This window comes from Labedella gwakjiensis (genome assembly GCF_003014675.1).
GTDB lineage: Bacteria > Actinomycetota > Actinomycetes > Actinomycetales > Microbacteriaceae > Labedella > Labedella gwakjiensis.
The window spans coordinates 357,968-383,934 of record NZ_PYAU01000001.1 but is presented as its reverse complement, the minus strand read 5'-3'; the positions used below and the strand labels follow the sequence as shown (position 1 = coordinate 383,934).

Sequence of the window (25,967 nt, the reverse complement as noted above, 5' to 3'; positions counted from 1 at the left end):
GAACGCGACATGACGATGACCCCGGAGCAGGCCACGTGGTTCGCCGGCGTGTGCGATCGGATGATCGCGAACGTCGACCAGGTGCTCCTCGGCAAGAGTCACGTGATCCGGCTCGCGTTCGTCGCCCTGTTCAGCGGGGGACACCTGCTCCTCGAGGACGTGCCGGGTACCGGCAAGACCTCGCTCGCGCGGGCGATCGCGCAGAGCATCGACGGCAGCGCCAGCCGCGTGCAGTTCACACCGGACCTGCTCCCCGGCGACATCACGGGCGTGAGCATCTTCGATCAGAAGAGCCAGAGGTTCGAGTTCCACCAGGGCCCGATCTTCGCGAACATCGTGCTCGCCGACGAGATCAACAGGGCGAGCCCCAAGACACAGTCCGCCCTCCTCGAGGTCATGGAGGAGGGGCAGGTCACGGTGGACGGGGTCCGGCACCGCGTTGATGCCCCCTTCATGGTGATCGCGACGCAGAACCCGATCGAGCAGGCCGGCACCTACAGGCTCCCCGAGGCCCAGCTCGACCGCTTCCTCCTGAAGACGTCGATCGGCTACCCCGACCACCAGTCCACGATGCGCATCCTGGAGAACCCGCACGCGAGCGAGGCCCACGAGATCTCGGCCGTCGTGCCGGCCTCGACCGTCGCGGACATGGTCTCCCTCGTGTCGACCGTGCACGTCGACCCCTCGATCAACGACTACATCGCCCGCATCGTGGAGGGCACGCGATCGGCCTCGGAGGTGCGACTCGGCGCGAGCGTCAGGGCCGCTCTCGCCCTCGTCAGGGCGACGAGGGCCCTCGCAGCCTCCGCCGGACGCTCCTTCGTCATCCCCGACGACGTGAAGGCGCTCGCCGAAGCCGTGCTGGGCCATCGTCTCGTCCTCGACCCCGAGGCCGAGTTCGACGGCGTCACGCCGTCGAGCGTCGTCTCCCGCGTCCTCATCGACACGCCGCCACCCCAGGACCAGGGCTCGCGATGACGCTCCTCCGTCGCGCGACCGACGGCCCGAGCCAGGTCGGAGTGCTCGCTGCGGCGATCCGGGGTGTCGTGAGCGTGACGACGGCATGCGCCGACGCCGCCGTGTCGGGGTGGCGACGCGTCGCCGCCGTGGTCGAGCCGCTCGGATGGGTGATCGCAGGCGTCGTGTGCATCGCCTTCGTGGTCGGGTACCTCGCCGGCTGGACCGAGTTCGTCGCGATCGCCTGGACGGGACTCGTCGTCCTCCTCCTGGCCGCCGCGTTCCTCATCGGGAGGTCGAGTCACGAAGCCACGATGCGCATCCCCCTCGGCCGTGTCGTCGTCGGCGACCAGGCGGCGATCCAGCTCACGGTGACGAACCCGACGCGTCGCCGTCTGGGGCGCGTGCGCGTCGAGGTGCCGGTGGGGGAGTCCATCGCCGATTTCGCGATCCCCGGCCTCGCGGTCGGTGCGCGCTTCGAGGACGTCTTCGTGATGACGGGTGCTCGGAGGGGCGTCGTGCCGATCGGTCCGGTGCGCACGATCCGCGCCGACCCCATCGGTCTCGTCACACGCGAGCGCCGATGGGACAAACAGGTCGACCTCTTCGTCCACCCGCGGACGATCTCGATCCCGAGCATCAGTACGGGGTTCGTCCGCGACCTGGAGGGGATCCCCACGAGCGAGCTCACCGCGAGCGATCTGTCGTTCCATTCCCTGCGGGAGTACGTGCCCGGCGACGAGCGCCGGGCGATCCACTGGAAGAGCACGGCCAAGACGGGCCAGTACATGGTGCGGCAGTTCGAGGAGACCAGGCGCAGCCACCTCATGATCGTGCTCGGTCTCCACCCCACCGAGTTCGCGACGGATGAGGAGTTCGAGATGGCCGTCAGCGTCGCCGGCTCCCTCGGCACGCGCGCCATCGCGGACGGCCGCGAGGTCGCCGTTGTGGCGAGCGCGGTGACCCGTGCCGGTGTCGCGTCCCCGCGCCCGATCGAACAGCTGTCATCGCTGTCGCCCAGCCGACTGCTCGACGACCTCTGCCGCGTCGACCCCGCGGCCACCGCATTGCGACTCGGCGACGTCGTGCGTTTCGCATCCGACGGCGTCGCCGGTGTCTCCCTCGTCTTCCTCGTGTGCGGTTCGACGGCGACGGCCTCGTCCTTGAGCGCCGCCTCCGCGAACCTCCCCGCCGGGGTCGCGGTGGTCGCCGTGGTCTGCGACCCGGAGATCGTGCCGAGCATGCGGCGCGTCGGCGACTTGACGGTCCTCACCATCGGCTTCCTCGACGATCTCGGCAAGACCCTGCTCCGGGCGGGGACATGAGCACGGAGTCGAGGGGCCGTCGCGCGCGCCGGGCTGCGTCCCTGCGGCGGTCGCCGGACGGGAGCAGGCGGTACGTCGTGGGGACGCTCGTCGCGTCCTCGGCAGCGATCCTCGTGGCGGCGGTCGCTCTCTGGCCGATCTACGAGTCGCCTGCTCTCGTCCGAGTCGTCCTCGGTGCCGTCGCCGTGGGCCAGATCGTCGCCGTCGTCGGAACCGTCAGGCGGCTCGGTCCCTGGTGGCTCGCGCTGCTGTCGACGATCGCCGTCGCCCTCGTCGGCGTCCCGCTCGCCGTCCCCTCCCAGTCGATCGCCGGATTCCTGCCCTCGGCCGGGGGACTCGTCGCGCTCGCCGAGGGCGCCGTCCTGTCGTGGAAGCGGCTCCTCACGATCGTGACACCCGTCGGTGACTATCAAGCCCTCCTCGTTCCGGCGTTGCTGCTCGTGCTCGCCGCGACCGTCATCACGACGTCGGTCGCTCTGAGGGCGCGCGTGCCGGACACCGCCGCCATCGTGCCCGTGCTGCTCCTCGTGTCCGGAATCGTGCTCGGTCCTCGCGAGCCGGTCCTCCCGGTCGCGACGAGCGTCGCACTCGCGGCCGTCCTGCTCCTCTGGCTGACGGCACTGCGTGAGCGGCGGACGGCGATGGCCTCGCCCTCGTCCGGTGCGACGGGATCCATCGTCTTCACCGGTCGTGATCGACGCCGCTCGGCCGTTGCGTCGGTGCTCGCGGCCGTCGCGGTCGTCGCGGTCGCCGTCGGCGTCGGTGCTGGCGCGACCGCGCTCCTCCCACCGTCCGCCGACCGCGCGATCGCGAGGGACGCCGTGGAGAAGCCCTTCAGCCCGCGCGAGTATCCCAGCCCTCTGTCGACCTTCCGCGCCTACAACGCCGCGGGGGAGGCGGACTCCGTCGTGTTCACGGTCGATGGTCTCTCGTCGTCGCGGGTCCGGTTGGCCGTCATGGACGACTTCGACGGCGTCGTGTGGGGGGTCGGTGACGCCGAGGACCCGTCGGACTCCGGCTCGTTCGAGCGGCTCCCGTTCCGCCTCGATCCTGCCGTCGACGGCGCATCGTCGACGGTCACGGTCACGGTCGGATCCTACGACGGCGTCTGGTTGCCCGGCGTCGGATACCTCGGTTCCGTCGACTTCGACGGCGCCCGCACCGGAGTGCTGTCGGATTCGTTGTACTACAACGCGAACTCCGGAACTTCGGCCGTCACTGCCGGACTCCAGGAGGGCGACACCTACACGGTGGAGGGCGTCGAACCCGCGACCGCGACGATCGAGGAGGTCGCCGGCCTGGTCCCTGCGTCGACGCCTTCCCGGCCGCGGGATGCGCCGGACGCACTGCTCGACTTCCTCGACCGGTACGTCACGGCCGGCGACGGCGCCGGAGCGAACCTCTCATCGGTCCTCGACGGCCTCGCCTCGGTCGGCTACATCAGCCACGGCGTCGACCCTGACGAGCCGTCGAGCCCATCAGGGCATGGGCTCGACCGTCTCTCACGTCTCCTCTCCGACACCCCGATGGTCGGCGACGCCGAGCAGTACGCGTCGCTCGCGGCTCTCGCGGCGCGCCAGCTGGGCTTTCCCTCGCGGGTGGTCATGGGCTTCTCGCACGACGCCGGCGACGCGGAGTCCGGCGGCCCCGTCGCGTTCACCGGCTCGGACGTCGCCGCATGGATCGAGATCGAGGTGGCCGGGAGCGGGTGGGTCGCCGTCGATCCGACCCCGGCCGAGAGGCCGGTGCCCGAGGAACAGCCGGAGGACCCGTCCCTCATCGCACGGCCGTACCCGGATCTGCAGCCGCCGGCCGACGACGAGCCGGATCGGAGCGAGCAGACGGCTCCGGACTCGAGCGAGCCGGAGGACCAGGCGGCGGTGAATCCGATCCTCGAGATCCTGCTGCGCATCGCACGCGTGTTGTCCTGGGTCGTCATCGTGGTCGCCGTCATCCTCTCCCCGTTCATCGCGGTGGTCGCCGCGAAGGCCCGTCGTCGTGCGCTGCGTCGCCGGGCGCGCGACCCGGAGTCCCGGATCACCGAGGGGTGGCGCGAGTTCCGCGACGCCGTCGTGGACTACGGGATCGAGCCGCCACCGGCGTCCACCCGGCACGAGGTGGCGACCCTCCACGGATCGCGCGGCGCGCACAGGCTCGCTGTCCTCGCCGACCGCGTCGCCTTCTCGGACCTGGAGTCGTCGCCGGAGGACGCCGACCGCGCGTGGCGGCTCGTCGACGAGCTCCGACGCACGCTCGGGGAGCGCGTGGACAGGAGGGGCCGGATGCTCGCCCTCGTCTCGCTCCGATCCCTCGGGCTCCGGCGTGCACGATCGAGACCGGCCGGCCGTGCACCGCGGCGAGCACCCGGGCGGAAGGGGACGAGTGATGAGCGCTGACCGCGGTGGAAGCGGGGAGGACGGCGCTGGTCCGTTCGCGGGAGGCTGGCCGTCCGACCCGGAGCGGAAGCGTCGCGATCGCGACACGGTCGTCGCCGCGTTCGCGACGGTGCTCTACCTCGCGCTCGTGGTGTGCGCCTTCGGCTTCGTGAGCCTCCTCGCGGACGTCGACGTCGTGTCCCGCGGTGGAACGGGGGGACTCGTCGGTCCGGCGATGGTCGCGACGGCCGTTATCGTCGTCCTCGCCGCACTCGTGCGGGACGCCAGGCGAGCCGGCGGCGCCGCCGGTCGCGGGGCCGCGTGGTCGCTCCTCGTCGGTCTCGGCGCGACGGTCGGCTTCGTCGGCGTGGGAGTGGTGCTCGTCGCCGTCGAGGCCCGTCGGTGGTTCGACGGAGTCCTCTTCGCGTCGTCGACCCTCATGTCGGCTTTCCCCTGGATCGTCGGTGTGCTCGCGGCCGTGGTCGCCATCGCCTTCGCGGCCGTCACGGCCGGCTCGACGGGTCGTCGGCCGCGATGGCCGTGGGAGGCCCACGACGACTCCCCGTCGGAATGATTCCCACGCCGTTTCCGGGCGCGTCCCACCGCTGAGCCCCCTGCCGCACTACGGTGTACGCATGGAGCGGTCCCTCGAGACGACCGTCGCGCAGGCCGTCGACGCGTGGTTGCGGTGGCTGCCGCGATGGCGCCCGGCCACGACGCGTGGTCGCACCCGGTTGTGCCGTCGCTGCTTCGGCTCGCCCGTGATCGCGGCGGCCGGCCTCGACACGGACGTCCCTCACGCCGTCCAGCACGGCCTCTCCACCCGCATCAAGACCATCGTCGACACGGTCGTCGACGAGTACACGGAGCGCAACCTCCCTCTCCTCCACAAGGAGCTCCTCGATTCGGAGCGGAGGAAGGCCGCGGGGTACCGGCCCGACCAGGGACTCGATCCCGAGTTCGACGGCCTTCCGCTCGATCCCGAACCGGAACCGAACGAGCCGTACCTCTTCACGTTCGCCGAGTTGGCCGGCGAGTCTGATTCGGGACCGACCGCTCCGCCGAGGGAGCTGTCGGACGAGGAGAAGCAGGCGCTCCGCACCGAGTTGCGTCTCGCCGACGAGTGCGCCACCCATGCCGGTCGACTCGTGTGCATCGCACTCGAGGAGCATCGCGGGCGGATAGCCGAGGGCGTCAGGCGATACGTCGAACCCCAGGTGGAGGCGCTCCTCGCCGACCTGACGATCAACCTCGACACGCCGCCGTCCCGCTGGTCATGACGCGCGAATGACGGGTACTTCTGCCCCTGGTTCCCGCCTGCCCCGTCGATAGACTGGGCGAGCCGTATCGACGAAGGGGAATGTCATGTCGAACCCGCCCGGACCGTACCCCCAGGGGAACCCGCCATACCCGAACGGACAGCAGCCGCCGTATCCGCAGGGGCAGCCGCAGAATCCTCAGCAGTCGGCGTACGGCTCCGGGCAGCAGGGGCCGTATCCGCAGAATCCGCAGGGTCCCTACCAGGGTGCTCCCTCCGCCCAGCCGACGTCGGCGTATCCCACGCAGACCTACGCGACCACAGGCCAGCCGACGCCGACGTCTCCCTACGCTCAGACGGCGCCTCCGGCGAAGAAGCCGCGCAGTCGCGGTCGCGTCATCGGCTGGATCGCCGCAGCCGTCGTCGTCCTCCTGCTCGTGGCCGGAGGGATCGTGGGCAGTGTCGTCGGCACGCAGGCGAACGCTCCGGAGCGCGAGGTCGAGGAGTACCTGAATGCGCTGATCGCCGGTGACGCGGAGGACGCGCTCGCCGTCTCGAACGCCGAGGCGGGCGACGCCGACGTCCTCTTGACCGACGACGTCTACGGCGACACCGACGACCGCATCTCCGGCTACGAGGTCGGGGAGGCCGAGATCAGCGGGGACACCGCAGAGGTCCCGGTCGAGATCACCCAGGGCGACGAGTCCTACGACGCGACGTTCACGCTCGAGAAGGCGGGCAAGGCCTTCGTCGTGTTCGACACGTGGAGCCTGCAGGCGCCGGAGCTCGGTGTCGTCACGTACTCCGTCTCGGGTCCGGAGGACACCGCCGTGACGGTCTCGGGCGTCGACACGACGGGTGTGGCCGCGGCGGACGGCGCCGTCGCGCTGCCCGCCCTCCCGGGCACGTACACGGTCGCCCTCGCGGGGGAGTCCGAGTACCTCGCGGCCGAGCCTCTCACCGTCACGGTCCTGGGATTCGGTGCGGACGCCGCGACGTCCGTCAACGCGGCGGGGGAGGAGTCCACGGCCCTCACGGTCACCTTGACCGATGCCGCAGTGACGGCCGGCGAAGAGGCCGTCGAGGCATACATCGACACGTGCGCGGCCTCCACGGACTTCCGCCCGGAGGGGTGCCCCTTCACAGCGCAGGGCGAGACTCCGGGGTACGAGTACACCAACTGCGTATGGACCCTCGACCCGCGGCCCACCTTCACGATCGGGGAGTACGACGACGGCGAATGGCCGGTCTCGACGGACAGCTCCGGTTCGGCGAGTCTCGAGTGCGACGTCCGCGACCCCGGTTCGGGTGCGACGGGCACCGCGACGGCCGGCCCGATGGGCGTCGATGTCGGCGGTGCCATCACGGCGTTCGGCGAGGACGGCGCGACCTACGCTCCGTAGGATCCTCTCGTCATCGGACGACTCGCTCGCAGCCCCGGTCGGCCGGGGCTGCGAGCGTTTGACCGGTGCATCACCGGCGACTACACTTGACCGGGTGTGCGCTTCGGTGCGCCGGTGCGTGGTGCCTGAAAAGCCATGACGCCCCGACCGTGACGAATCGCACTCTCCCAGGGACTCTGATCTGCGTGAGCAGTCGAGACGCCCCCACGGCATACCCACCACACAAACCGGTCCTCGATTCCTTGAGGTCCCGGTGGGTCCAATTGAACTCGTCGCGATGGTGACGGTCCTCGTCCGCGAGTGATCGTCACGGCGGCGAATGCGCGAAATCCGCTGTCACCGTGCAGCACAATCAAGGAGAAGAAGTGCCAACCATTCAGCAGTTGGTCCGCAAGGGCCGGTCGCCGAAGGTCTCGAAGACCAAGGCTCCCGCCCTCAAGGCCAACCCGCAGCAGCGCGGCGTGTGCACCCGTGTGTACACGACCACGCCCAAGAAGCCGAACTCGGCGATGCGCAAGGTCGCTCGTGTGAAGCTCTCCAACGGGACAGAGGTCACGGCCTACATCCCCGGCGAGGGCCACAACCTGCAGGAGCACTCGATGGTGCTCGTGCGCGGCGGCCGTGTGAAGGACCTCCCCGGCGTCCGTTACAAGATCGTCCGTGGAGCGCTCGACACGCAGGCCGTGAAGAACCGCAAGCAGGCCCGTAGCCGCTACGGCGCGAAGAAGGGTTAAGCACAATGCCTCGTAAAGGACCCGCTCCCAAGCGCCCCGTCGTCGCCGACCCGGTGTACGGCGCCCCCGTGGTGAGCCAGCTCGTCAATAAGATCCTCCTCGACGGCAAGAAGGGCCTCGCCGAGCGCATCGTGTACGACGCGCTCGCCGGTGTCTCGTCGAAGAACGGCCAGGACGCCGTCGTCACGCTCAAGAAGGCGCTCGACAACGTCCGTCCGACCCTTGAGGTCAAGAGCCGCCGCGTCGGCGGCTCGACCTACCAGGTGCCCGTCGAGGTCAAGCCCCACCGGGCGAACACGCTCGCTCTCCGCTGGCTCGTGAGCTACGCGAAGGGTCGTCGTGAGAAGACCATGACCGAGCGTCTCACCAACGAGATCCTCGACGCATCAAACGGCCTCGGTGCCGCGGTCAAGCGCCGCGAGGACACCCACAAGATGGCCGAGTCGAACAAGGCGTTCGCGCACTACCGCTGGTAGTCGCGGATTCGGGGGTCGGCACTCGTGTCGACCCCCGACCTCGTTCGCATTCGAACCCCAACTTCCCCGGAGGAATACCCGTGGCACAAGACGTGCTCACCGACCTGAACAAGGTCCGCAACATCGGCATCATGGCTCACATCGATGCCGGCAAGACCACCACCACCGAGCGCATCCTGTTCTACACGGGTATCACCCACAAGATCGGCGAAGTGCACGACGGTGCGGCGACGATGGACTGGATGGCGCAGGAGCAGGAGCGCGGCATCACCATCACGTCCGCCGCGACGACCTGTTTCTGGAACAAGAACCAGATCAACATCATCGACACGCCCGGTCACGTCGACTTCACCGTCGAGGTGGAGCGTTCGCTCCGCGTGCTCGACGGAGCCGTCGCCGTCTTCGACGGCAAGGAGGGCGTCGAGCCCCAGTCCGAGACGGTGTGGCGTCAGGCCGACAAGTACGACGTCCCGCGCATCTGCTTCGTCAACAAGATGGACAAGCTCGGTGCCGACTTCTACTTCACGGTCGACACGATCATCAAGCGCCTCGGCGCCAAGCCCCTCGTGATCCAGCTCCCCATCGGTGCTGAGAGCAACTTCGAGGGCGTCGTCGACCTCGTCGAGATGCGCGCGCTCACGTGGCGCGGCGACTCGAAGGGTGACGTCGAGCTCGGTGCCAAGTACGACATCGAGGAGATCCCGGAAGACCTCAAGGAGAAGGCCGCCGAGTACCGGCAGGCACTCCTCGAGACGGTCGCCGAGACCGACGACGCACTGCTCGAGAAGTTCTTCGCCGGCGAGGAGCTCTCGGTCGCCGAGATCAAGGGCGCGATCCGCAAGCTCACCGTCAACAGCGAGATCTACCCGGTCCTCTGCGGCTCGGCCTTCAAGAACCGCGGCGTGCAGCCGATGCTCGACGCCGTCGTGGACTACCTCCCGTCGCCGCTCGACGTCCCCGCCGTCGAGGGTCACGACGTGAAGGACGAGGAGAAGATCGTTCTCCGCCACCCCGACTCGACGGAGCCGTTCTCGGCCCTCGCGTTCAAGGTCGCCGTCCACCCGTTCTTCGGTCGTCTCACCTACGTCCGGGTCTACTCCGGCCAGGTCGACTCCGGAGCCCAGGTCATCAACTCGACCAAGGGCAAGAAGGAGCGCATCGGGAAGATCTTCCAGATGCACGCCAACAAGGAGAACCCGGTCGACGCCGTCACCGCCGGTCACATCTACGCGGTCATCGGCCTCAAGGACACGACCACGGGTGACACGCTGTGCGACCCGACGAGCCAGGTCGTCCTCGAGTCGATGACGTTCCCCGAGCCCGTCATCGAGGTCGCCATCGAGCCGAAGACGAAGGCCGACCAGGAGAAGCTCTCCGTCGCCATCCAGAAGCTCGCGGAAGAGGACCCGACGTTCCGCGTCGAGCAGAACGCCGAGACCGGCCAGACGGTCATCAAGGGAATGGGCGAGCTCCACCTCGACATCCTGGTCGACCGCATGAAGCGCGAGTTCAAGGTCGAGGCGAACGTCGGTAAGCCCCAGGTGGCCTACCGCGAGACGATCCGCAAGGGCGTCGAGCGTCATGACTTCACGCACAAGAAGCAGACCGGTGGTTCGGGTCAGTTCGCGAAGATCCAGTTCGCGATCGAGCCCATGGAGGTCACGGCCGACAAGACCTACGAGTTCGTCAACAAGGTCTCCGGTGGTCGTATCCCGCGTGAGTACATCCCGTCCGTCGACCAGGGCTTCCGCGATGCGCTGAACGTGGGTGTCCTCGCGGGCTACCCCATGGTCGGCGTCCGCGCCACCCTGCTCGACGGTGCATCGCACGACGTCGACTCCTCGGAGATGGCGTTCAAGATCGCCGGCTCCATGGGCTTCAAGGAGGCTGCTCGCAAGGCGAGCCCCGTCATCCTCGAGCCGCTCATGGCCGTCGAGGTGCGTACGCCCGAGGAGTACATGGGCGACGTCATCGGCGACCTGAACTCCCGTCGCGGCCAGATCCAGTCCATGGAGGACGCCTCCGGCGTCAAGGTCGTCCGGGCCAACGTCCCCCTCTCGGAGATGTTCGGGTACATCGGTGATCTGCGGTCGAAGACTTCGGGTCGCGCGGTGTTCTCGATGACCTTCGAGAGCTACGCTGAGGTTCCCAAGGCTGTCGCCGAGGAGATCGTCCAGAAGGGCAAGGGCGAGTAGTTCGCCCGGAGGGCTCCTCGCGTCCACATTGTCGATGCAGGCAGTGTCTATGACGCGGGGAGACCCTTGTAACATGAATACACAAACCCCCGTAGAAAACCGGGCGCAATCCAGCGTCCGGGTACCTACACGAGTCCTGAGGAGGACCCACAGTGGCTAAGGCCAAGTTCGAGCGGACCAAGCCGCACGTCAACATCGGTACGATCGGTCACGTCGACCACGGCAAGACCACCCTGACCGCAGCGATCTCGAAGGTTCTCGCCGACAAGTACCCGTCGGCCACCAACGTTCAGCGCGACTTCGCGTCGATCGACTCCGCTCCCGAGGAGCGTCAGCGCGGCATCACGATCAACATCTCGCACGTCGAGTACGAGACGCCGAAGCGCCACTACGCGCACGTCGACGCCCCTGGTCACGCCGACTACATCAAGAACATGATCACCGGTGCTGCTCAGATGGACGGCGCGATCCTCGTGGTCGCCGCCACCGACGGCCCGATGGCTCAGACGCGTGAGCACGTTCTTCTCGCCAAGCAGGTCGGCGTTCCGTACCTGCTCGTCGCGCTGAACAAGTCGGACATGGTCGACGACGAGGAGATCCTCGAGCTCGTCGAGCTCGAGGTCCGTGAGCTCCTCTCCAGCCAGGACTTCGACGGCGACAACGCCCCGGTCGTCCGCGTCTCGGGCCTCAAGGCTCTCGAGGGCGACGAGCAGTGGGTCAACGCCATCGTCGAGCTCATGGACGCCGTCGACGAGTCCATCCCGGACCCGGTGCGCGACAAGGACAAGCCCTTCCTCATGCCGATCGAGGACGTCTTCACGATCACCGGTCGTGGAACCGTCGTCACGGGCCGCGCCGAGCGTGGCACGCTCGCGATCAACTCGGAGGTCGAGATCGTCGGCATCCGTCCGACGCAGAAGACGATCGTCACGGGTATCGAGATGTTCCACAAGCAGCTCGACGAGGCGTGGGCCGGTGAGAACTGTGGTCTGCTCCTCCGTGGAACGAAGCGTGAGGACGTCGAGCGCGGTCAGGTCGTCGTCAAGCCGGGTTCGGTCACGCCGCACACCCAGTTCGAGGGCACCGCGTACATCCTCTCCAAGGACGAGGGTGGGCGTCACAACCCGTTCTACGCGAACTACCGTCCGCAGTTCTACTTCCGCACCACGGACGTCACCGGCGTCATCACGCTGCCCGAGGGCACCGAGATGGTCATGCCTGGTGACACCACGGAGATGACGGTCGAGCTCATCCAGCCGATCGCCATGGAAGAGGGCCTCGGCTTCGCTATCCGTGAGGGTGGCCGCACCGTCGGTGCCGGTACCGTCACGAACATCCTCAAGTAGTCTTCCCGACTACCTGAACGAAGGGCCCCGGAGCATCCGCTCCGGGGCCCTTCGTCGTATCGCGGCCTGCCTGCTCGGCACGGGCGAGACCGCTGACGGGGCTGCGGGGGTGTGGACGATCCCGGCGAGAGGGAGCGCCCCGGCGGCACACTGGAGGAGTGGGGACGACGTCGGGGCTGGTGGGCGGACCGGCGCGTGGGCGCGTCGCATCAGCCGGTCGTCCTCTCGCCGCCCTCGGCGTTCTCGCTGTCCTCGCGATCGGCCGGTGGTACGTCCCCGCGCCGACAGCCGGGGCGGTCATCGCATCGAGTGTCCTGGTGAGTCTCCTCGCCCTGGTGACGGGTGCTCTGATCGCGGCACCCGAGCACCCGTTTCTCCGTCAGGTTCCCCCGACCCGGAGTCTAAACGCTCTCCTCGGAGGCGTCGTCGTCGGCGCGGGTGCGGTCTCCGTCGCCTCCGGCCTTCTCGTCGCGTCGTCGACGTATCGGCGCGGTCTCGAGCCGAGCCCGCCCCTCTCGATCATCGCCGCGCTCGCGGCGTTCGCGCTCGCGACAGCCGTGATCGAGGAGGTGGCCTTCCGGGGCGTCCTGTTCTCGCTCGTCGACCGCATCGGTGGTCCTCTCGTCGCGCTCGCGACGACGTCCATCGCCTTCGGGCTCGTGCACGTGTTCAACCCGGCCTCGTCGCCGTGGGCGTGTGTCGCCCTCGCACTCGGTCCCGGTCTCCTCTTCGGCGCGCTCGTCGTCCGAACCCGCAGGCTTCTCTCCGCCGTCGCAGCACACGCGGCCTGGAACGGCACGCAGATCCTGACGGGCGGCCCGGTGTCGGGCATCCGGCTGCCGGGTCTGGCGGTCGTCGAGGTCTCGGGGCCCGTGCTGCTGACGGGCGGTGCGTTCGGCATCGAAGGGTCGGTCGTGCTCGTGGCGACGAGCGCGCTGGCGTCGTTCCTGCTGCTCAGGTCGCCGGGCGGGGCCTGGAGAGGTCTGAGACGAGCATCCGGGGCTCGGCTGGGCTCGTCGGGGTGATCACCCAGAGAGCATCGTCGGTGTCCCGCGCCGCGTGACGGATCGCGTCGTACAGTGCGTCGAACTCCCTCGCCACGGCGTCGGTATCGCCGGCCGGCACGCGGACGTCGATGCCCGGGGTCGCAGCGGCGCCGACGATCTCCCACAGCACGAGCTGCGCCGCGAAGTAGGCGTAGCCGTGCAGGTCGTCGCGGAGGACGGAGGAGAGTGCGCGCACCATCGCGAACTGCTCGAGCGACAGCGTGCGCCCGTCCACGTCGAGGGCGCGTGTGGGTTCGGCGATACCCATCCCGTGCGTCACGTGGGGTGTGAAGGGATCGAGCATGAGGACCGGTAGAGGACCGGAGACGTTCGACGTCCACCACGTATGCACAGTGGCGGCGGGAGTGCGCTCTTCGGACTGGGAGAAGGCCACGTATTGCGGTGGCGTCTCCACGGGTCTGTCGGCATACCGCGTGCTCATCGATGCCGAGACCGGCCAGGCGGTGTCGGAGGGGAGGCTGATGAGGGGCACGGGAGGGGCCGGCGACGACGGCGCGACGTTCGGTGGCACGAGACCGGCGGGTGAGAGGCGCGTGGTCCGCTCGAGGTCGTCGAATCGCTCGTCCGTCGCCTTCCGGCTGGTCGACCGGTCCGCGGGACGATCGCCGGTCGTCTGACGCGCGCGGGTACGGCCCCGCCGGTCGACCGGGAGGACGGTTCGGCGCGTCGCGGCGGACCGGTGCTCTACGTCACCCGGGGCGTTCGGCCGTTCGCTCCGATGTGCGCCGACGGAGGACGGCGTCGAGCGCTGCGTCGTTCGCCCGACCCGGACGGCGTGAGGGGTCGGACGCTTCCGCTGGGCGCCCCCGGAGTGCAGTGAGGACGCGGTGCGAACCCGGCGATCCTCCGCATCGATGTCCGCCCGCTCCGCCCGCTCCGCCCGCTCCGCTGCGGCTGTATCGCGCCGCCCCCGGTGACCCTCCAACAGGCTGTACAGCACCGGGAGGACGATGAGCGTGAGGAGGGTCGACGAGACGAGCCCGCCGATGACGACGAGGGCGAGCGGACGGGAGATGAAGGCGCTGCTGTTCGTGAATCCGAGCGCCATGGGGACGAGGGCTGACACGGTTGCCGCTGCCGTCATCAGGATCGGGCGAATGCGTCTGGTCGCGCCGTCGAGGATGGCATCGTACAGGGCGACGCCGGCGGCTCGTCGTTGATTGACGAGATCGATCAGGACGATGGAGTTGGTCACCACGATCCCGACGAGCATGAGGCAGCCGATGAGGGACGGCACGCCGACGGGTTCTCCGGTGACGCGTTGGACGACGGCGCCCCCGGTCGCGGCGAAGGGCACCGCGACGAGCAGAAGCGCCGGCTGGAGGAGGGAACGGAACGTGGCGACCATGATCGTGTACACGATGAGGACGGCGATCAAACTGATGACCCCCATCTGCGCGAAAGCGTCGATGCGCGCCGTGACGGCTCCGCCGAGTCGGACCTGGGCGCCGTCCGGGAGATCGATGCCGTCGATCGCCGTCGCGAGATCGTCGGAGGTTGCGCCGAGATTGTCGGTGCGCGGTGAGACGGTGATGACGGCCGAGCGCAGACCCTGCTGACTCTGGACGACGATGGGGCCATCGACCTTCTCGACGGTCGCGAACGTCGAGAGGGGAACGTCACCGTGTACGGGGGTCGAGATCGGGACGTTCGACAGGTCTGCCGTCGTCGAGACAGTCCTCCCCGGCATGATGACGATCTGCACGGGATCTCCGTCGACGATCATGTCGCCGGCGTCCGTCATGGACAGAGCGTTCGCGACGGCCTCACGCACCTCCTGGTCGGTGAGACCGTATTCGACGGCTGTGGCGCCGTCGACGTCGACATCGAGCCGTTCGACGGTGCTCGCGAGCGTCGACTCGGCATCGGCCACGGAGTCGAGACCCTCGATCTCGGTCGTCACGGTCTGGACGGCCTCGGAGAGACTCGAGTCGTCGAGGGCGGTGACCGAGATCTCGATGCCGGCGGAGAAGTCCATATCGCTCGTGATCGAATAGTCGAGCTCCCCGAGGGAGCCGTCATCCGCGCGGTCCTCGAGGCGGTCCCTGATGTCGTCGATCATGGCCGTCTGGTCCACACCGTCGTCCGTGGACACGAGGTACGACGCGAGTCCGCCTCCACCGCCGAGAGCGGCGTCCCGCAGCACGGAACCGGAGGAACGGAGCGATGTCTGGACGCGTTCGACGCCGTCGATGCCCGTCAGCTCCCCCTCGACCACATCGGCGGCGGTCTTCTGCGCATCGATGCTCGTGGCCGGGTCGAGTCTCTGCAGGACGCGGATCTGGGTGTCGCCGAGAGGAGCGAGGTAGCCAGTGGAGAGTCCGGGAATGAGCGCGGCGGTCGCCGCGAGCACGGCCAGGCTGAACGCGACCACCCGACCACGATGGGCGAGCGACCACGTGAGGAGGGGGCGGTAGACATCGTCGAGGCGAGTGCGGACCCGTTCGTCGAAGCGGACGGCACTCGTGCCGAGCCCACGGGGACGGACGAACCAGTACGCGAGGACGGGGACGACCGTGAGCGACACGACGAGCGACGCGAGCATCGCGGCCGCCGCGGTGAGAGCGAATGGTCGGAAGAGCTCCCCGAGCGTGCCGGAGATGTAGGCGATGGGGAGGAAGACGGCGACCGTCGTGAGCGTCGAGGACAGGACCGCCCCGGCGACCGAGGAGACGCCGGTGGTGATCGCGGAGATCCGGTCGCTCGAGACGAGCATCTGACGCTCGATGCTCTCGACGACGACGATGGAATCGTCGACGACGCGCCCGATCGCGACCGTGAGTGCGGCGAGGGTGATCATGTTGATCGAGAAACCCACGGCGTTCATCGCCACTCCCGCGAGAAGGAGCGAGGCGGGGATGGACACCGCGGTGACGAGGGTCGTCCGAACCGAGCCCAGGAAGAAGAGGACCACGATCACGGCGCACACGAGGCCGATGAGGCCCTCCGTCGTCAGGGTTTCGATCGACTTCTCGATGTAGGGCGACTGGTCGAAGACGACCGTCGAGTCGAGATCGTACTGCTCGTCGAGCGACGCCATCTCGGCCGTCACCGATCGTGACAGCTCGACGGCGTTGGCGTTGGGCACCTTCGATACGAGGAGGACGACGGTCGGCTCCCCGTCGACCCGAGCGGCGACCGAAGCGCCGGCCACCATCTGTCGGACGCTCGAGACGTCGCCGACGGTCATGGTGCTCCCCGTGGCGGGGGCGACGACGGGAAGGGCCGCGACGTCGTCAGCCGAAGCAACGGCCTTCCCGCTCTGTACGGCGAACGTCCTGTCGCCTTCCGTGATCGACCCCGATGCCTCGACGAGTCCGCCCGACACGATGGCGGCCTTCAGCTCCTGCACCCCGATTCCCGTCTCGTCGCTCTTCGCCTGATCGATCTCCACTCTCATCTGATCGGGAGCGACGCCGACGAATCGGGCCTCTCTGACACCGTCGAGGCCCTCGATGCGCTGTGAGATGGAGTCCTGGAGGGTCGTCGTGAACTGGGTATCACCCGGGCTGACCGCGAACTGCATGACGGGGAAGTCGTCGACCGAGGCCCCGGACACCTGCGGTTTCACGTCGTCCGGCAGGAGAGCACTGTTCTCGGCCAGCTTGGTGGACAGCTGCTTCACGATCTCGGTCGTGTCGAGTCCGAGCTCGAACGTGGCCGTCACGAGGGACAGATCGGTGCCGCTGTACGTCGTCGTCGAGACGAGTCCGTCGACCGACTCGACGATGGTCTCGACGACCTGCGACACCTCCGTGTCCACGACGTCGGGCGCGGCGCCGTCGTACGAGGTGACGATGGAGACGTTGGCCGATGCCACCGCGGGGAGGAGGTCCTGACGCATCGAGGCGAAGGAGATGGCGCCGAATGCGGCGGCGACGAGGGCGAGCAGAGTGATCAGCGACCGATTGCGGAGGCTGAAGCCGGCGAGGTTGTTCACGAGGGGTTCCGCTTCTGATGGGTGCGATGGCGGGGGAGAGGGCGGCCGTCGAGACGGCGTCGCGGACGACGACGGTCGCGTACGGCCGCCCTGGACATCACCGCGACGAGCGCGGCTTGTCCCATTCCCAGTTCACGGTCTGGGTGGTTCCGTACGAGCCGTTCGCACCGCCGGTGCAACTCGCGGCGCCGCATGACACCCCGATTCCGATGAACAGGACGATGGCGACGGCGCGGAGCCCGCGGCCGCGGCGAACGGAGTGAGCGGAGCGGGCATCTTCGAGATCAGTTGCCACCGGACACGCTCCACCCGTGGGTCTGGGTCGTCCCGAGCGTGCCGCCCGTGATGTGAGCGCCGTCCGGAACGCCGGGCGCCGTGCGGTTGTCGTCACTGCATCCCACGAGTCCGGCGCCGAGGACGCCGGTGACGAGGATCGCCGCCGCGGCCCGGCCGGCCCATGGCTTCTTCAGTGTTTTCATCAGTAATCCCTTCGAATCCGCGGGGAGCGCCCGCGGGACTGGGTGGAGGTGGACGGTTCGAGTGTGGGGGCCGAGAGGCGTCTCGTGTAACCCGAACGGGGGTGATTTCGTCCCCCCGATTACTCCCCCCTCGCCTCGCCGCACCGGCTGTACCCCGTACTGGGGTGAGGGTTACTCACATATGGCAGTGAGGATCGCTCAGTTTTGCGTTACCGTGAGACCACTGCGATCCACTCGACAAAGGGGGAGATGCCGACGCAGCGGCAGCTCACACATGAACACTTCATCAGCCTTCGTCCGCACGTCGGCCGCCGCCGGGATCGTCGCTTTCGCGGCCCTCACGACGGCGTTCACGGGCGGAGCCGCCTTCGCCGCTGGCGAGGACTACGTACCCGACACCGGGCTCTCCAACGAAACTCCGACGCCGGCAGTGCTGCCCGCCGACTCTCCGGCCGTCCTCCCGGCGGAGGACCCGCAGGCCGATCCGGCCGACGGTCTCGCCGTCACCGGCTCCGACGCCGCGCTGATCGCCGGTCTCGCCGGTGCCTTCATCGTCGGCGGCGCCGCCATCACGATCGCAGGTTCCGCCGCGCGTCGCCGCGCCTCCCGAACCCGGGGCTGAGCCCGACGGGAGGAGATCCTCTGGATCCTTCCCTCTTCAGACACGGACGCCCTCCGAGCCGCTCGACGGTACGGGGGGCGTTCGTCATGTCCTCACGGGCGTTCGTCATGTCCTCACGGGCGATCGGCCCCGTCCGCCCATTTCGGCCCCGACAGGCCGTCACCGAAAGTCCCGGGAATCCGGGGGAGCGGCCGCGACACGCCCGGGTTGCAGGAATGCTCCGCGTCTCGTAGACTTTCCTAGTTCAACATTCCCAGGTCGTCGTGCGCCGTAACGCGCTCATCGGCCCGTGGATCACTGCCAGGCAGTGCATAGGCAAGGCCCTCCGATTCCTCGCGAATCGTGCACGGGCGCAACGTCTAGGCCGCGGGTAGCAGAACAACGACTCAACCGAATCCCACCGATCCGGCTACACGCATGTCCGATGTCAGTTTCATTCGATATCGGCAGCGAGGAGCGCGGGACGGGGCGGAGCGGAGCGGTTTGACAGAAGAACAGTGGTGCGACAGCAGGAGTGCCCGGCACGGACGTGCGAACGTCCGATGCGAACGAAGCGCGTCCAATGCGAGGGATCGTAAGACGCAAGACAGAGAGTGAGTCACACAATGGCGGGACAGAAGATCCGCATTCGACTTAAGTCGTACGACCACGAGGTCATCGACACCTCGGCACGCAAGATCGTCGACACGGTCACCCGCGCGGGTGCGACCGTCGTCGGCCCCGTGCCGCTCCCGACGGAGAAGAACGTGGTGGCCGTCATCCGTTCCCCCCACAAGTACAAGGACAGCCGGGAGCACTTCGAGATGCGCACCCACAAGCGCCTTATCGACATCATCGACCCGACGCCGAAGGCCGTCGACTCGCTCATGCGACTCGACCTGCCCGCCGACGTCAACATCGAGATCAAGCTCTGAGTCGATCGATCAGAGCCGGATAGGGACACAGAATATGTCAACGCAGAACAAGACCAGCAGGGGCCTGCTCGGCACCAAGCTCGGTATGACCCAGGTGTGGGACGAGAACAACAAGCTCGTTCCCGTCACCGTGATCCAGGTCACCCCGAACGTCGTGACGCAGGTCCGCACGCCCGAGGTCGACGGCTACGACGCCGTCCAGATCGCCTACGGGCAGATCGACCCCCGCAAGGTGAACCAGCCCGCCGGCGGTCACTTCGAGAAGGCCGGCGTCACGCCGCGCCGTCACCTCACCGAGATCCGCACCGCAGACGCCTCCGACTACTCACTCGGTCAGGAGCTCACGGTGGACGGGCTGTTCGAGGCCGGCCAGAAGGTCGACGTCGTCGGCACCTCCAAGGGTAAGGGCTTCGCCGGTGTCATGAAGCGCCACAACTTCAAGGGTGTCTCCGCTTCGCACGGTTCGCACCGCAACCACCGCAAGCCGGGCTCCATCGGCGCCTCCTCGACCCCCAGCCGTGTCTTCAAGGGCATGCGCATGGCCGGTCGCATGGGTGGCGAGCGCGTCACCGTGCTCAACCTCCACGTGCACTCCGTCGACGCCGAGAAGGGACTCATCCTCGTCAAGGGTGCCGTCCCCGGCGCGCGTGGTCGCCTCGTTTTCGTCCGCAACGCAGTGAAGGGAGCCTGACCCCATGGCTACTGAACTCGACGTTCTCGACACCGCAGGTAAGAAGGCCGGCTCCGTTGAGCTCCCCGCCGATCTCTTCGATGTCCAGACCAACATCCCGCTGATCCACCAGGTCGTCGTCGCGCAGCTCGCGGCCGCTCGCCAGGGCACGCACAAGACCAAGGGTCGCGGCGAGGTCTCCGGTGCTGGTCGCAAGCCGTTCAAGCAGAAGGGAACCGGTCGCGCTCGTCAGGGCTCGATCCGCGCCCCCCAGATGACCGGTGGTGGAATCGTCCACGGACCGGTGCCCCGCAGCTACGCGCAGCGCACCCCCAAGAAGATGATCGCCGCAGCCCTCCTCGGTGCCCTCTCGGACCGCGCCCGGGGCAGCCGTCTCCACGTGGTCGAGACGCTCTCGGTCGCCGACGAGCGCATCACCAAGGCAGCAGCCGTCTACCTCGGCGGCATCGCCTCCTCGAAGCACGTCCTCGTGGTGCTCGAGCGCGACGACGAGCAGAGCCTGCTCGCCGTGCGCAACCTCCCCACGGTCCACGTGCTCAGCCAGGACCAGCTCAACGCGTACGACGTGCTCGTCTCCGACGACATCGTCTTCACCAAGGCAGCCTTCGACGCGTTCGTCGCGGCGAAGTCGAAGAAGGAAGAGGTGACCGCGTAATGGCCGCCAACAAGGACCCGCGCGACATCATCATCAGCCCGGTCGTCTCTGAGAAGAGCTACGGACTCATCGATGAGGGCAAGTACACGTTCGTCGTGGACCCCCGCGCCAACAAGACCGAGATCAAGCTCGCCATCGAGAAGATCTTCTCCGTCGAGGTCGCGTCCGTGAACACCCTGAACCGTCAGGGCAAGACGCGTCGCACCAAGTTCGGCATCGGCAAGCGCAAGGACACCAAGCGCGCCATCGTCACACTCAAGTCCGGTTCCATCGACATCTTCACGGCTGTCGGCTAGGAAACGGGAGGAAGAAAACATGGCTATTCGCAAGTACAAGCCCACGACGCCTGGTCGCCGCGGCTCCAGCGTCGCCGACTTCGCCGAGATCACGCGATCGACGCCCGAGAAGTCGCTGCTCCGCCCGATCTCCAAGACCGGTGGACGCAACAACCAGGGCCGCATCACGACCCGTCACATCGGTGGTGGCCACAAGCGCCAGTACCGTGTCATCGACTTCCGTCGCAATGACAAGGACGGCGTGAACGCCAAGGTCGCTCACATCGAGTACGACCCCAACCGCACCGCCCGCATCGCGCTCCTCCACTTTGTGGACGGCACGAAGCGCTACATCCTCGCGCCGAACAAGCTCTCCCAGGGCGACATCGTCGAGTCGGGTGCCGGCGCGGACATCAAGCCGGGCAACAACCTGCCCCTGCGCAACATCCCCACGGGTACGGTCATCCACGCGATCGAGCTCAAGCCCGGTGGCGGCGCCAAGATGGCCCGGTCCGCCGGTGCGTCGGTGCGTCTCGTCGCCAAGGACGGCCCCTACGCGCAGCTCCGTCTGCCCTCCGGTGAGATCCGCAACGTCGACGCGCGCTGCCGCGCGACCGTCGGCGAGGTCGGCAACGCCGAGCAGTCGAACATCAACTGGGGAAAGGCCGGCCGCAAGCGCTGGAAGGGCGTCCGCCCGACCGTCCGCGGTGTCGCGATGAACCCGGTCGACCACCCGCACGGTGGTGGTGAGGGCAAGACCTCCGGTGGACGCCACCCGGTCAGCCCGTGGGGCCAGAAGGAAGGCCGCACCCGCCACCCCAACAAGGAGAGCGACAAGCTCATCGTCCGCCGTCGCACCGCCCTCAAGAAGCGCAAGTAGGAGTTGTAGAAGATGCCTCGCAGTCTCAAGAAGGGCCCCTTCGTTGACGACCACCTGTTTCGCAAGGTCGTCGCGCAGAACGAAGCCGGCTCCAAGAACGTCATCAAGACCTGGTCGCGCCGCTCGATGATCGTGCCGGCCATGCTCGGCCACACGATCGCCGTCCACGACGGTCGCAAGCACATCCCGGTGTTCGTCACCGAGACCATGGTCGGTCACAAGCTCGGCGAATTCGCGCCGACCCGTACCTTCCGTGGCCACGTGAAGGACGACAAGAAGGGCCGCCGCCGCTGACCGCGGTGGCAGTAGGAGGAATAGAAATGGTGGAAGCCACCGCACGCGTGCGACACATCCGCGTGACCCCCATGAAGGCTCGTCGTGTCGTCAACCTCATCCGCGGCAAGCAGGCTCAGGAGGCACTCGCCATCCTGAAGTTCGCCCCGCAGGCTGCGTCCGAGCCGGTCTACAAGCTCGTCGCGTCCGCTATCGCGAACGCACGGGTCAAGGCCGACGCGACCAACAGCTACCTGGACGAGCAGGACCTGTACATCGCCAAGGCATTCGTCGACGAGGGCGCGACCCTCAAGCGTTTCCAGCCGCGTGCCCAGGGCCGTGCATTCCGCATCAACAAGCGCACGAGCCACATCACGGTTGTGCTCGCCACTCCCGAGGAGGGGACGAAGTAATGGGTCAGAAAGTCAACCCGTACGGCTTCCGCCTCGGCATCACCACCGACCATGTGTCGCGTTGGTACGCCGACAGCACGAAGCCCGGACAGCGCTACGCCGATTACGTGGCCGAGGACGTGAAGATCCGTCGCCTGCTGAGCACCTCGCTCGACCGCGCCGGTGTCTCGCGCATCGAGATCGAGCGCACGCGTGACCGCGTCCGTGTCGACATCCACACGGCTCGCCCCGGCATCGTCATCGGTCGCCGCGGCGCCGAGGCGGAGCGGATCCGCGCCGACCTGGAGAAGCTCACCAAGAAGCAGATCCAGCTGAACATCCTCGAGGTGAAGAACCCCGAGGCCGACGCTCAGCTCGTCGCTCAGGGCATCGCCGAGCAGCTCACCGCTCGCGTGGCGTTCCGTCGTGCGATGCGCAAGGGACTGCAGGGCGCTCAGCGCGCCGGCGCCAAGGGTGTCCGCATCCAGGTGTCCGGTCGTCTCGGCGGCGCCGAGATGAGCCGCTCGGAGTTCTACCGCGAGGGCCGTGTGCCCCTGCACACGCTCCGCGCCAACATCGACTACGGCTTCTACGAGGCCAAGACGACGTTCGGTCGCATCGGCGTGAAGGTGTGGATCTACAAGGGCGACATCACGAACAAGGAACTCGCTCGCGAGCAGGCCGGCCAGAAGTCCAGCCGTCCCGAGCGCAGCGACCGCCCGCGTCGTGCCCCTCGTAACGAGGCGCCCGTCGCCGCAGGAGTTGAGGCATAACCATGTTGATCCCACGCAGAGTCAAGCACCGCAAGCAGCACCGCCCCGTGCGTACCGGTCAGGCGACCGGTGGCACGAAGGTCAGCTTCGGCGAGTTCGGCATCCAGGCCATGACGCCCGCTTACGTGACCAACCGTCAGATCGAGTCCGCTCGTATCGCCATGACGCGTCACATCAAGCGTGGCGGAAAGGTGTGGATCAACATCTACCCCGACCGTCCGCTCACCAAGAAGCCGGCCGAAACCCGCATGGGTTCCGGTAAGGGTTCGCCCGAGTGGTGGGTCGCGAACGTCAAGCCCGGCCGTGTGCTCTTCGAGGTCGCGGGAGTCGACGAGACTCTCGCCCGCGAAGCGCTCACCCGTGCAATCCACAAGCTGCCCCTCAAGGCACGCATCATCAAGCGCGAGGAGGGCGACGCATAATGGCGATCGGTTCCAAGGAGCTCAGCCCCACCGAGCTCGACACATTCGAAGACGAGCGACTCGTCGACGAGCTGCGCAAGGCCAAGGAAGAGCTGTTCAACCTGCGCTTCCAGGCGGCCACCGGCCAGCTCGAGACCCACGGTCGACTGCGCGCCGTCAAGCGCGACATCGCCCGTATCTACACGGTCATCCGCGAGCGTGAGCTCGGGATCCGGGCCACCCCCGCTCCCATCGAGGTGCAGGCCAAGGCCCCGAAGAAGAGCAAGAAGGCTGCGAAGGAGTCCGCTGAGGACACCACCGCGACGCCTGACGAGACGAAGGAGGCCTAGACATGGCTACTGCAACGGAGAAGGCTGCGCAGGGTCACGAGTCGGCCGAGCACGACGTCAAGGACGCCGCGAGCCGTGGTTACCGCAAGACGCGTCGCGGCTACGTGACGAGCGACAAGATGGACAAGACCATCGTGGTCGAGGTCGAGGACCGGGTGAAGCACCCGCTCTACGGCAAGGTCATCCGCCGCACCTCCAAGGTGAAGGCTCACGACGAGCTCGAGACCGCCGGCATCGGCGACCTCGTGATCATCTCGGAGACCCGCCCGCTCAGCGCCACCAAGCGCTGGCGCCTCGTCGAGATCCTCGAGAAGGCCAAGTAAGCCCCCCGGGCTTACTTCGTAGAAGGAGTACAGGATGATTCAGCAGGAATCGCGCCTGAAGGTCGCCGACAACACCGGCGCCAAGGAGCTGCTCACGATCCGCGTCCTCGGTGGCTCGGCTCGTCGCTACGCCGGCCTCGGTGACGTCATCGTCGCGACCGTCAAGGACGCCATCCCCGGCGGCAACGTCAAGAAGGGCGACGTCGTCAAGGCGGTCGTCGTCCGGGTCAAGAAGCAGACGCGTCGCAACGACGGGTCGTACATCAAGTTCGATGAGAACGCGGCAGTGATCCTGAAGGGCGACGGCGACCCCCGTGGAACCCGCATCTTCGGGCCGGTCGGTCGTGAACTTCGCGACAAGAAGTTCATGAAGATCGTCTCGCTGGCGCCGGAGGTTATCTAAATCATGGCGAAGATCAAGAAGGGCGACCTGGTCCAGGTCATCAGCGGCCCCAAGCAGGACCGTGGTGGCTTCCGTGGCAAGCAGGGACGCGTCATCGAGGTGCTCGTGGAGCGAAACCGCGTCATCGTCGAGGGCGTCAACTACGTCACGAAGCACGTCCGTCAGGGCCAGACGCAGCGCGGCACGAAGACCGGTGGTATCGAGACCCACGAGGCTCCGATCCACATCTCCAACGTGGTGCTGCTCGACCCCGACACCAAGAAGCCGGTCAAGGTCGGCTACCGTTCCGAGGAAGTCGTGAAGGACGGCGTCTCCAAGACGCGCCGCGTTCGCATCGACAAGAAGTCTGGTAAGGACCTCAAGTAATGACTGAAACTGCTGTGGCTGGCAAAATCCAGCCCCGCCTCAAGGAGAAGTACAAGGGCGAGATCGCCCCGAAGCTGAAGGGCGACCTCGGCTTCACGAACGTCCACCAGATCCCGACCCTGACGAAGATCGTCGTGAACATGGGTGTCGGCGACGCGGCCCGCGATGGCAAGATCATCGACGGCGCGATCGCTGACCTCACGCTCATCACGGGTCAGAAGCCGCAGGTCACCAAGGCCCGCAAGTCCATCGCGCAGTTCAAGCTCCGCGAGGGTCAGCCGATCGGTGCGCACGTCACGCTGCGCGGCGACCGCATGTGGGAGTTCCTCGACCGCCTCCTGTCGCTCGCCCTGCCCCGCATCCGCGACTTCCGCGGACTGTCGGACCGTCAGTTCGACGGCAACGGCAACTACACGTTCGGTCTCACGGAGCAGGCAGTGTTCCACGAGATCAACCAGGACAAGATCGACCGCGTCCGCGGTATGGACATCACGGTCGTGACCACGGCGAAGACCGACGACGAGGGACGCGCGCTGCTCAAGGCGCTCGGGTTCCCCTTCAAGTCGGCCGACTCCGCGAAGTAGGCTCTGCGTCCGCAGGGCTCACCGGGGTCCGGCAACCGCCGGACCCCACCACCACAGGTCGTCACTCGCGTAACGGGTGCCGAAACCTGGTGAACGAAGGAAATCCATCATGACGATGACAGATCCGGTCGCAGACATGCTGACCAGACTGCGGAACGCCAACTCGGCGTACCACGACAGCGTCTCCATGCCCCACTCGAAGCTCAAGGGGCACATCGCCGACATCCTCAAGTCGGAGGGTTACATCTCCGAGTGGACCGTCGCCGATGCGGCCGTCGGCCAGACGCTCACCCTGAGCCTCAAGTTCGGCCCGAACCGCGAGCGGTCCATCGCCGGCATCAAGCGGGTCTCGAAGCCCGGTCTCCGCGTCTACGCGAAGTCGACCGAGCTCCCCACCGTCCTCGGTGGTCTCGGTGTCGCGATCCTGTCCACCTCCTCCGGTCTGCTCACCGACCGCCAGGCTGAGAAGAAGGGCGTCGGCGGGGAAGTCCTCGCCTACGTGTGGTAATC

30 protein-coding genes are annotated in these 25,967 nt (G+C 67.6%); 27 read left to right on the top strand and 3 right to left on the bottom strand.

The features are described 5' to 3' along the window. Positions 1-9: 9 nt before the first annotated feature. The 11 genes from CLV49_RS01810 (at position 10) to CLV49_RS01760 (ending at position 13,094) form a co-directional block, all read left to right on the top strand. Positions 10-978, top strand: a complete 969-nt coding sequence (locus tag CLV49_RS01810) for an AAA family ATPase (RefSeq protein ID WP_106562009.1) — start codon at positions 10-12, stop codon at positions 976-978. Beyond that, positions 975-2,282, top strand: a complete 1,308-nt coding sequence (locus CLV49_RS01805; protein ID WP_106562008.1) for a DUF58 domain-containing protein — start codon at positions 975-977, stop codon at positions 2,280-2,282. The genes CLV49_RS01810 and CLV49_RS01805 overlap by 4 nt, the downstream gene beginning before the upstream one ends. Before the next feature lie 77 nt (positions 2,283-2,359). After that, on the top strand, positions 2,360-4,678 hold the full coding sequence (locus CLV49_RS01800; protein ID WP_127054500.1) for a transglutaminaseTgpA domain-containing protein: 2,319 nt from the start codon (positions 2,360-2,362) through the stop codon (positions 4,676-4,678). Next, entirely contained in the window at positions 4,668-5,231 is a 564-nt protein-coding gene (locus CLV49_RS01795; protein ID WP_106562006.1) for a DUF6121 family protein, read from the top strand. The genes CLV49_RS01800 and CLV49_RS01795 overlap by 11 nt, the downstream gene beginning before the upstream one ends. Positions 5,232-5,292: 61 nt before the next feature. Next, complete coding sequence (locus CLV49_RS01790) at positions 5,293-5,937, top strand: spermidine/putrescine ABC transporter substrate-binding protein (protein ID WP_106562005.1); 645 nt, start codon at positions 5,293-5,295, stop codon at positions 5,935-5,937. Between the two features lie 85 nt (positions 5,938-6,022). Beyond that, positions 6,023-7,318 carry a zinc ribbon domain-containing protein gene (locus CLV49_RS01785; protein ID WP_106562004.1) on the top strand — a complete coding sequence of 432 codons (1,296 nt, stop codon included), beginning with the start codon at positions 6,023-6,025 and terminating at the stop codon, positions 7,316-7,318. Positions 7,319-7,683: 365 nt separating this feature from the next. Beyond that, positions 7,684-8,052 (top strand): 30S ribosomal protein S12, encoded by a 369-nt coding sequence (gene rpsL / locus CLV49_RS01780; RefSeq protein WP_106562003.1) that lies wholly within the window; start codon positions 7,684-7,686, stop codon positions 8,050-8,052. A gap of 5 nt (positions 8,053-8,057) precedes the next feature. After that, on the top strand, positions 8,058-8,528 hold the full coding sequence (gene rpsG, locus CLV49_RS01775; protein WP_106562002.1) for a 30S ribosomal protein S7: 471 nt from the start codon (positions 8,058-8,060) through the stop codon (positions 8,526-8,528). An 80-nt stretch (positions 8,529-8,608) separates the two neighbouring features. Further along, positions 8,609-10,723 (top strand): elongation factor G, encoded by a 2,115-nt coding sequence (fusA, locus tag CLV49_RS01770; protein WP_106562001.1) that lies wholly within the window; start codon positions 8,609-8,611, stop codon positions 10,721-10,723. Between the two features lie 152 nt (positions 10,724-10,875). Next, positions 10,876-12,069 (top strand): elongation factor Tu, encoded by a 1,194-nt coding sequence (tuf, locus tag CLV49_RS01765; protein WP_106562000.1) that lies wholly within the window; start codon positions 10,876-10,878, stop codon positions 12,067-12,069. A 158-nt stretch (positions 12,070-12,227) separates the two neighbouring features. After that, entirely contained in the window at positions 12,228-13,094 is an 867-nt protein-coding gene (locus tag CLV49_RS01760) for a CPBP family intramembrane glutamic endopeptidase (protein ID WP_158261878.1), read from the top strand. On the opposite strand, the gene CLV49_RS01755 is transcribed toward CLV49_RS01760, so the two are convergent. From CLV49_RS01755 to CLV49_RS01745, 3 genes are all read right to left on the bottom strand, one after another. After that, on the bottom strand, positions 13,024-17,076 hold the full coding sequence (locus CLV49_RS01755; protein ID WP_106561998.1) for an efflux RND transporter permease subunit: 4,053 nt from the start codon (positions 17,074-17,076) through the stop codon (positions 13,024-13,026). The genes CLV49_RS01760 and CLV49_RS01755 overlap by 71 nt on opposite strands. Before the next feature lie 97 nt (positions 17,077-17,173). Then, positions 17,174-17,371: a hypothetical protein gene (locus CLV49_RS18095; protein WP_127054498.1), complete on the bottom strand. Its 198-nt coding sequence runs from the start codon at positions 17,369-17,371 to the stop codon at positions 17,174-17,176. Continuing rightward, complete coding sequence (locus CLV49_RS01745) at positions 17,361-17,555, bottom strand: hypothetical protein (protein ID WP_106561996.1); 195 nt, start codon at positions 17,553-17,555, stop codon at positions 17,361-17,363. The genes CLV49_RS18095 and CLV49_RS01745 overlap by 11 nt, the downstream gene beginning before the upstream one ends. Before the next feature lie 274 nt (positions 17,556-17,829). Between CLV49_RS01745 and CLV49_RS01740 the strand changes: the two genes are divergently transcribed. The 16 genes from CLV49_RS01740 (at position 17,830) to rpsH (ending at position 25,965) form a co-directional block, all read left to right on the top strand. After that, positions 17,830-18,177, top strand: a complete 348-nt coding sequence (locus CLV49_RS01740; protein WP_106561995.1) for a hypothetical protein — start codon at positions 17,830-17,832, stop codon at positions 18,175-18,177. A gap of 605 nt (positions 18,178-18,782) precedes the next feature. After that, complete coding sequence (gene rpsJ, locus CLV49_RS01735) at positions 18,783-19,091, top strand: 30S ribosomal protein S10 (protein WP_022895514.1); 309 nt, start codon at positions 18,783-18,785, stop codon at positions 19,089-19,091. A gap of 34 nt (positions 19,092-19,125) precedes the next feature. After that, positions 19,126-19,782 carry a 50S ribosomal protein L3 gene (rplC, locus tag CLV49_RS01730; protein WP_106561994.1) on the top strand — a complete coding sequence of 219 codons (657 nt, stop codon included), beginning with the start codon at positions 19,126-19,128 and terminating at the stop codon, positions 19,780-19,782. A gap of 4 nt (positions 19,783-19,786) precedes the next feature. Then, positions 19,787-20,437, top strand: a complete 651-nt coding sequence (rplD, locus tag CLV49_RS01725; protein ID WP_106561993.1) for a 50S ribosomal protein L4 — start codon at positions 19,787-19,789, stop codon at positions 20,435-20,437. Further along, positions 20,437-20,733, top strand: coding sequence for a 50S ribosomal protein L23 (gene rplW / locus CLV49_RS01720; protein ID WP_106561992.1), 297 nt, complete (start codon positions 20,437-20,439; stop codon positions 20,731-20,733). The genes rplD and rplW overlap by 1 nt, the downstream gene beginning before the upstream one ends. A 19-nt stretch (positions 20,734-20,752) precedes the next feature. After that, complete coding sequence (gene rplB / locus CLV49_RS01715; protein WP_106561991.1) at positions 20,753-21,592, top strand: 50S ribosomal protein L2; 840 nt, start codon at positions 20,753-20,755, stop codon at positions 21,590-21,592. A gap of 12 nt (positions 21,593-21,604) precedes the next feature. Beyond that, entirely contained in the window at positions 21,605-21,886 is a 282-nt protein-coding gene (gene rpsS / locus CLV49_RS01710; protein WP_106561990.1) for a 30S ribosomal protein S19, read from the top strand. A 26-nt stretch (positions 21,887-21,912) separates the two neighbouring features. Next, positions 21,913-22,278, top strand: coding sequence for a 50S ribosomal protein L22 (gene rplV, locus CLV49_RS01705; RefSeq protein ID WP_106561989.1), 366 nt, complete (start codon positions 21,913-21,915; stop codon positions 22,276-22,278). After that, positions 22,278-23,030: a 30S ribosomal protein S3 gene (gene rpsC / locus CLV49_RS01700; protein WP_106561988.1), complete on the top strand. Its 753-nt coding sequence runs from the start codon at positions 22,278-22,280 to the stop codon at positions 23,028-23,030. The genes rplV and rpsC overlap by 1 nt, the downstream gene beginning before the upstream one ends. A gap of 2 nt (positions 23,031-23,032) precedes the next feature. Continuing rightward, positions 23,033-23,452, top strand: coding sequence for a 50S ribosomal protein L16 (rplP, locus tag CLV49_RS01695; protein WP_106561987.1), 420 nt, complete (start codon positions 23,033-23,035; stop codon positions 23,450-23,452). Then, positions 23,452-23,781 carry a 50S ribosomal protein L29 gene (gene rpmC / locus CLV49_RS18600; protein ID WP_106561986.1) on the top strand — a complete coding sequence of 110 codons (330 nt, stop codon included), beginning with the start codon at positions 23,452-23,454 and terminating at the stop codon, positions 23,779-23,781. Before rplP ends, rpmC begins: the two co-directional genes overlap by 1 nt. 2 nt (positions 23,782-23,783) lie before the next feature. Next, positions 23,784-24,104, top strand: coding sequence for a 30S ribosomal protein S17 (rpsQ, locus tag CLV49_RS01685; RefSeq protein ID WP_106561985.1), 321 nt, complete (start codon positions 23,784-23,786; stop codon positions 24,102-24,104). A 34-nt stretch (positions 24,105-24,138) separates the two neighbouring features. Then, positions 24,139-24,507 (top strand): 50S ribosomal protein L14, encoded by a 369-nt coding sequence (gene rplN / locus CLV49_RS01680; RefSeq protein ID WP_106561984.1) that lies wholly within the window; start codon positions 24,139-24,141, stop codon positions 24,505-24,507. 3 nt (positions 24,508-24,510) lie between these two features. Beyond that, positions 24,511-24,873, top strand: coding sequence for a 50S ribosomal protein L24 (gene rplX, locus CLV49_RS01675; RefSeq protein WP_106561983.1), 363 nt, complete (start codon positions 24,511-24,513; stop codon positions 24,871-24,873). Beyond that, positions 24,873-25,457, top strand: a complete 585-nt coding sequence (gene rplE / locus CLV49_RS01670) for a 50S ribosomal protein L5 (RefSeq protein ID WP_106561982.1) — start codon at positions 24,873-24,875, stop codon at positions 25,455-25,457. Before rplX ends, rplE begins: the two co-directional genes overlap by 1 nt. A gap of 109 nt (positions 25,458-25,566) precedes the next feature. Next, positions 25,567-25,965 carry a 30S ribosomal protein S8 gene (gene rpsH / locus CLV49_RS01665; RefSeq protein ID WP_106561981.1) on the top strand — a complete coding sequence of 133 codons (399 nt, stop codon included), beginning with the start codon at positions 25,567-25,569 and terminating at the stop codon, positions 25,963-25,965. Positions 25,966-25,967 lie beyond the last annotated feature (2 nt).

Bases quoted from the DNA above. Each gene is read 5' to 3' on its own strand.
- CLV49_RS01805 (WP_106562008.1), top strand. From the start codon at position 975: ATGACGCTCCTCCGTCGCGCGACCGACGGCCCGAGCCAGGTCGGAGTG.
- rpsH (WP_106561981.1), top strand. From the start codon at position 25,567: ATGACGATGACAGATCCGGTCGCAGACATGCTGACCAGACTGCGGAAC.
- rplN (WP_106561984.1), top strand. From the start codon at position 24,139: ATGATTCAGCAGGAATCGCGCCTGAAGGTCGCCGACAACACCGGCGCC.
- CLV49_RS01810 (WP_106562009.1), top strand. From the start codon at position 10: ATGACGATGACCCCGGAGCAGGCCACGTGGTTCGCCGGCGTGTGCGAT.
- rpsS (WP_106561990.1), top strand. From the start codon at position 21,605: ATGCCTCGCAGTCTCAAGAAGGGCCCCTTCGTTGACGACCACCTGTTT.
- rplD (WP_106561993.1), top strand. From the start codon at position 19,787: ATGGCTACTGAACTCGACGTTCTCGACACCGCAGGTAAGAAGGCCGGC.
- rplV (WP_106561989.1), top strand. From the start codon at position 21,913: ATGGTGGAAGCCACCGCACGCGTGCGACACATCCGCGTGACCCCCATG.
- rplP (WP_106561987.1), top strand. From the start codon at position 23,033: ATGTTGATCCCACGCAGAGTCAAGCACCGCAAGCAGCACCGCCCCGTG.
- rplC (WP_106561994.1), top strand. From the start codon at position 19,126: ATGTCAACGCAGAACAAGACCAGCAGGGGCCTGCTCGGCACCAAGCTC.
- CLV49_RS01790 (WP_106562005.1), top strand. From the start codon at position 5,293: ATGGAGCGGTCCCTCGAGACGACCGTCGCGCAGGCCGTCGACGCGTGG.
- CLV49_RS01745 (WP_106561996.1), bottom strand. From the start codon at position 17,555: ATGAAAACACTGAAGAAGCCATGGGCCGGCCGGGCCGCGGCGGCGATC.
- rpsG (WP_106562002.1), top strand. From the start codon at position 8,058: ATGCCTCGTAAAGGACCCGCTCCCAAGCGCCCCGTCGTCGCCGACCCG.
- CLV49_RS01785 (WP_106562004.1), top strand. From the start codon at position 6,023: ATGTCGAACCCGCCCGGACCGTACCCCCAGGGGAACCCGCCATACCCG.
- CLV49_RS01795 (WP_106562006.1), top strand. From the start codon at position 4,668: ATGAGCGCTGACCGCGGTGGAAGCGGGGAGGACGGCGCTGGTCCGTTC.
- rpsJ (WP_022895514.1), top strand. From the start codon at position 18,783: ATGGCGGGACAGAAGATCCGCATTCGACTTAAGTCGTACGACCACGAG.
- rpmC (WP_106561986.1), top strand. From the start codon at position 23,452: ATGGCGATCGGTTCCAAGGAGCTCAGCCCCACCGAGCTCGACACATTC.
- rplW (WP_106561992.1), top strand. From the start codon at position 20,437: ATGGCCGCCAACAAGGACCCGCGCGACATCATCATCAGCCCGGTCGTC.
- rplX (WP_106561983.1), top strand. From the start codon at position 24,511: ATGGCGAAGATCAAGAAGGGCGACCTGGTCCAGGTCATCAGCGGCCCC.
- rpsC (WP_106561988.1), top strand. From the start codon at position 22,278: ATGGGTCAGAAAGTCAACCCGTACGGCTTCCGCCTCGGCATCACCACC.
- rpsQ (WP_106561985.1), top strand. From the start codon at position 23,784: ATGGCTACTGCAACGGAGAAGGCTGCGCAGGGTCACGAGTCGGCCGAG.
- rplB (WP_106561991.1), top strand. From the start codon at position 20,753: ATGGCTATTCGCAAGTACAAGCCCACGACGCCTGGTCGCCGCGGCTCC.
- rplE (WP_106561982.1), top strand. From the start codon at position 24,873: ATGACTGAAACTGCTGTGGCTGGCAAAATCCAGCCCCGCCTCAAGGAG.
- CLV49_RS01740 (WP_106561995.1), top strand. From the start codon at position 17,830: ATGAACACTTCATCAGCCTTCGTCCGCACGTCGGCCGCCGCCGGGATC.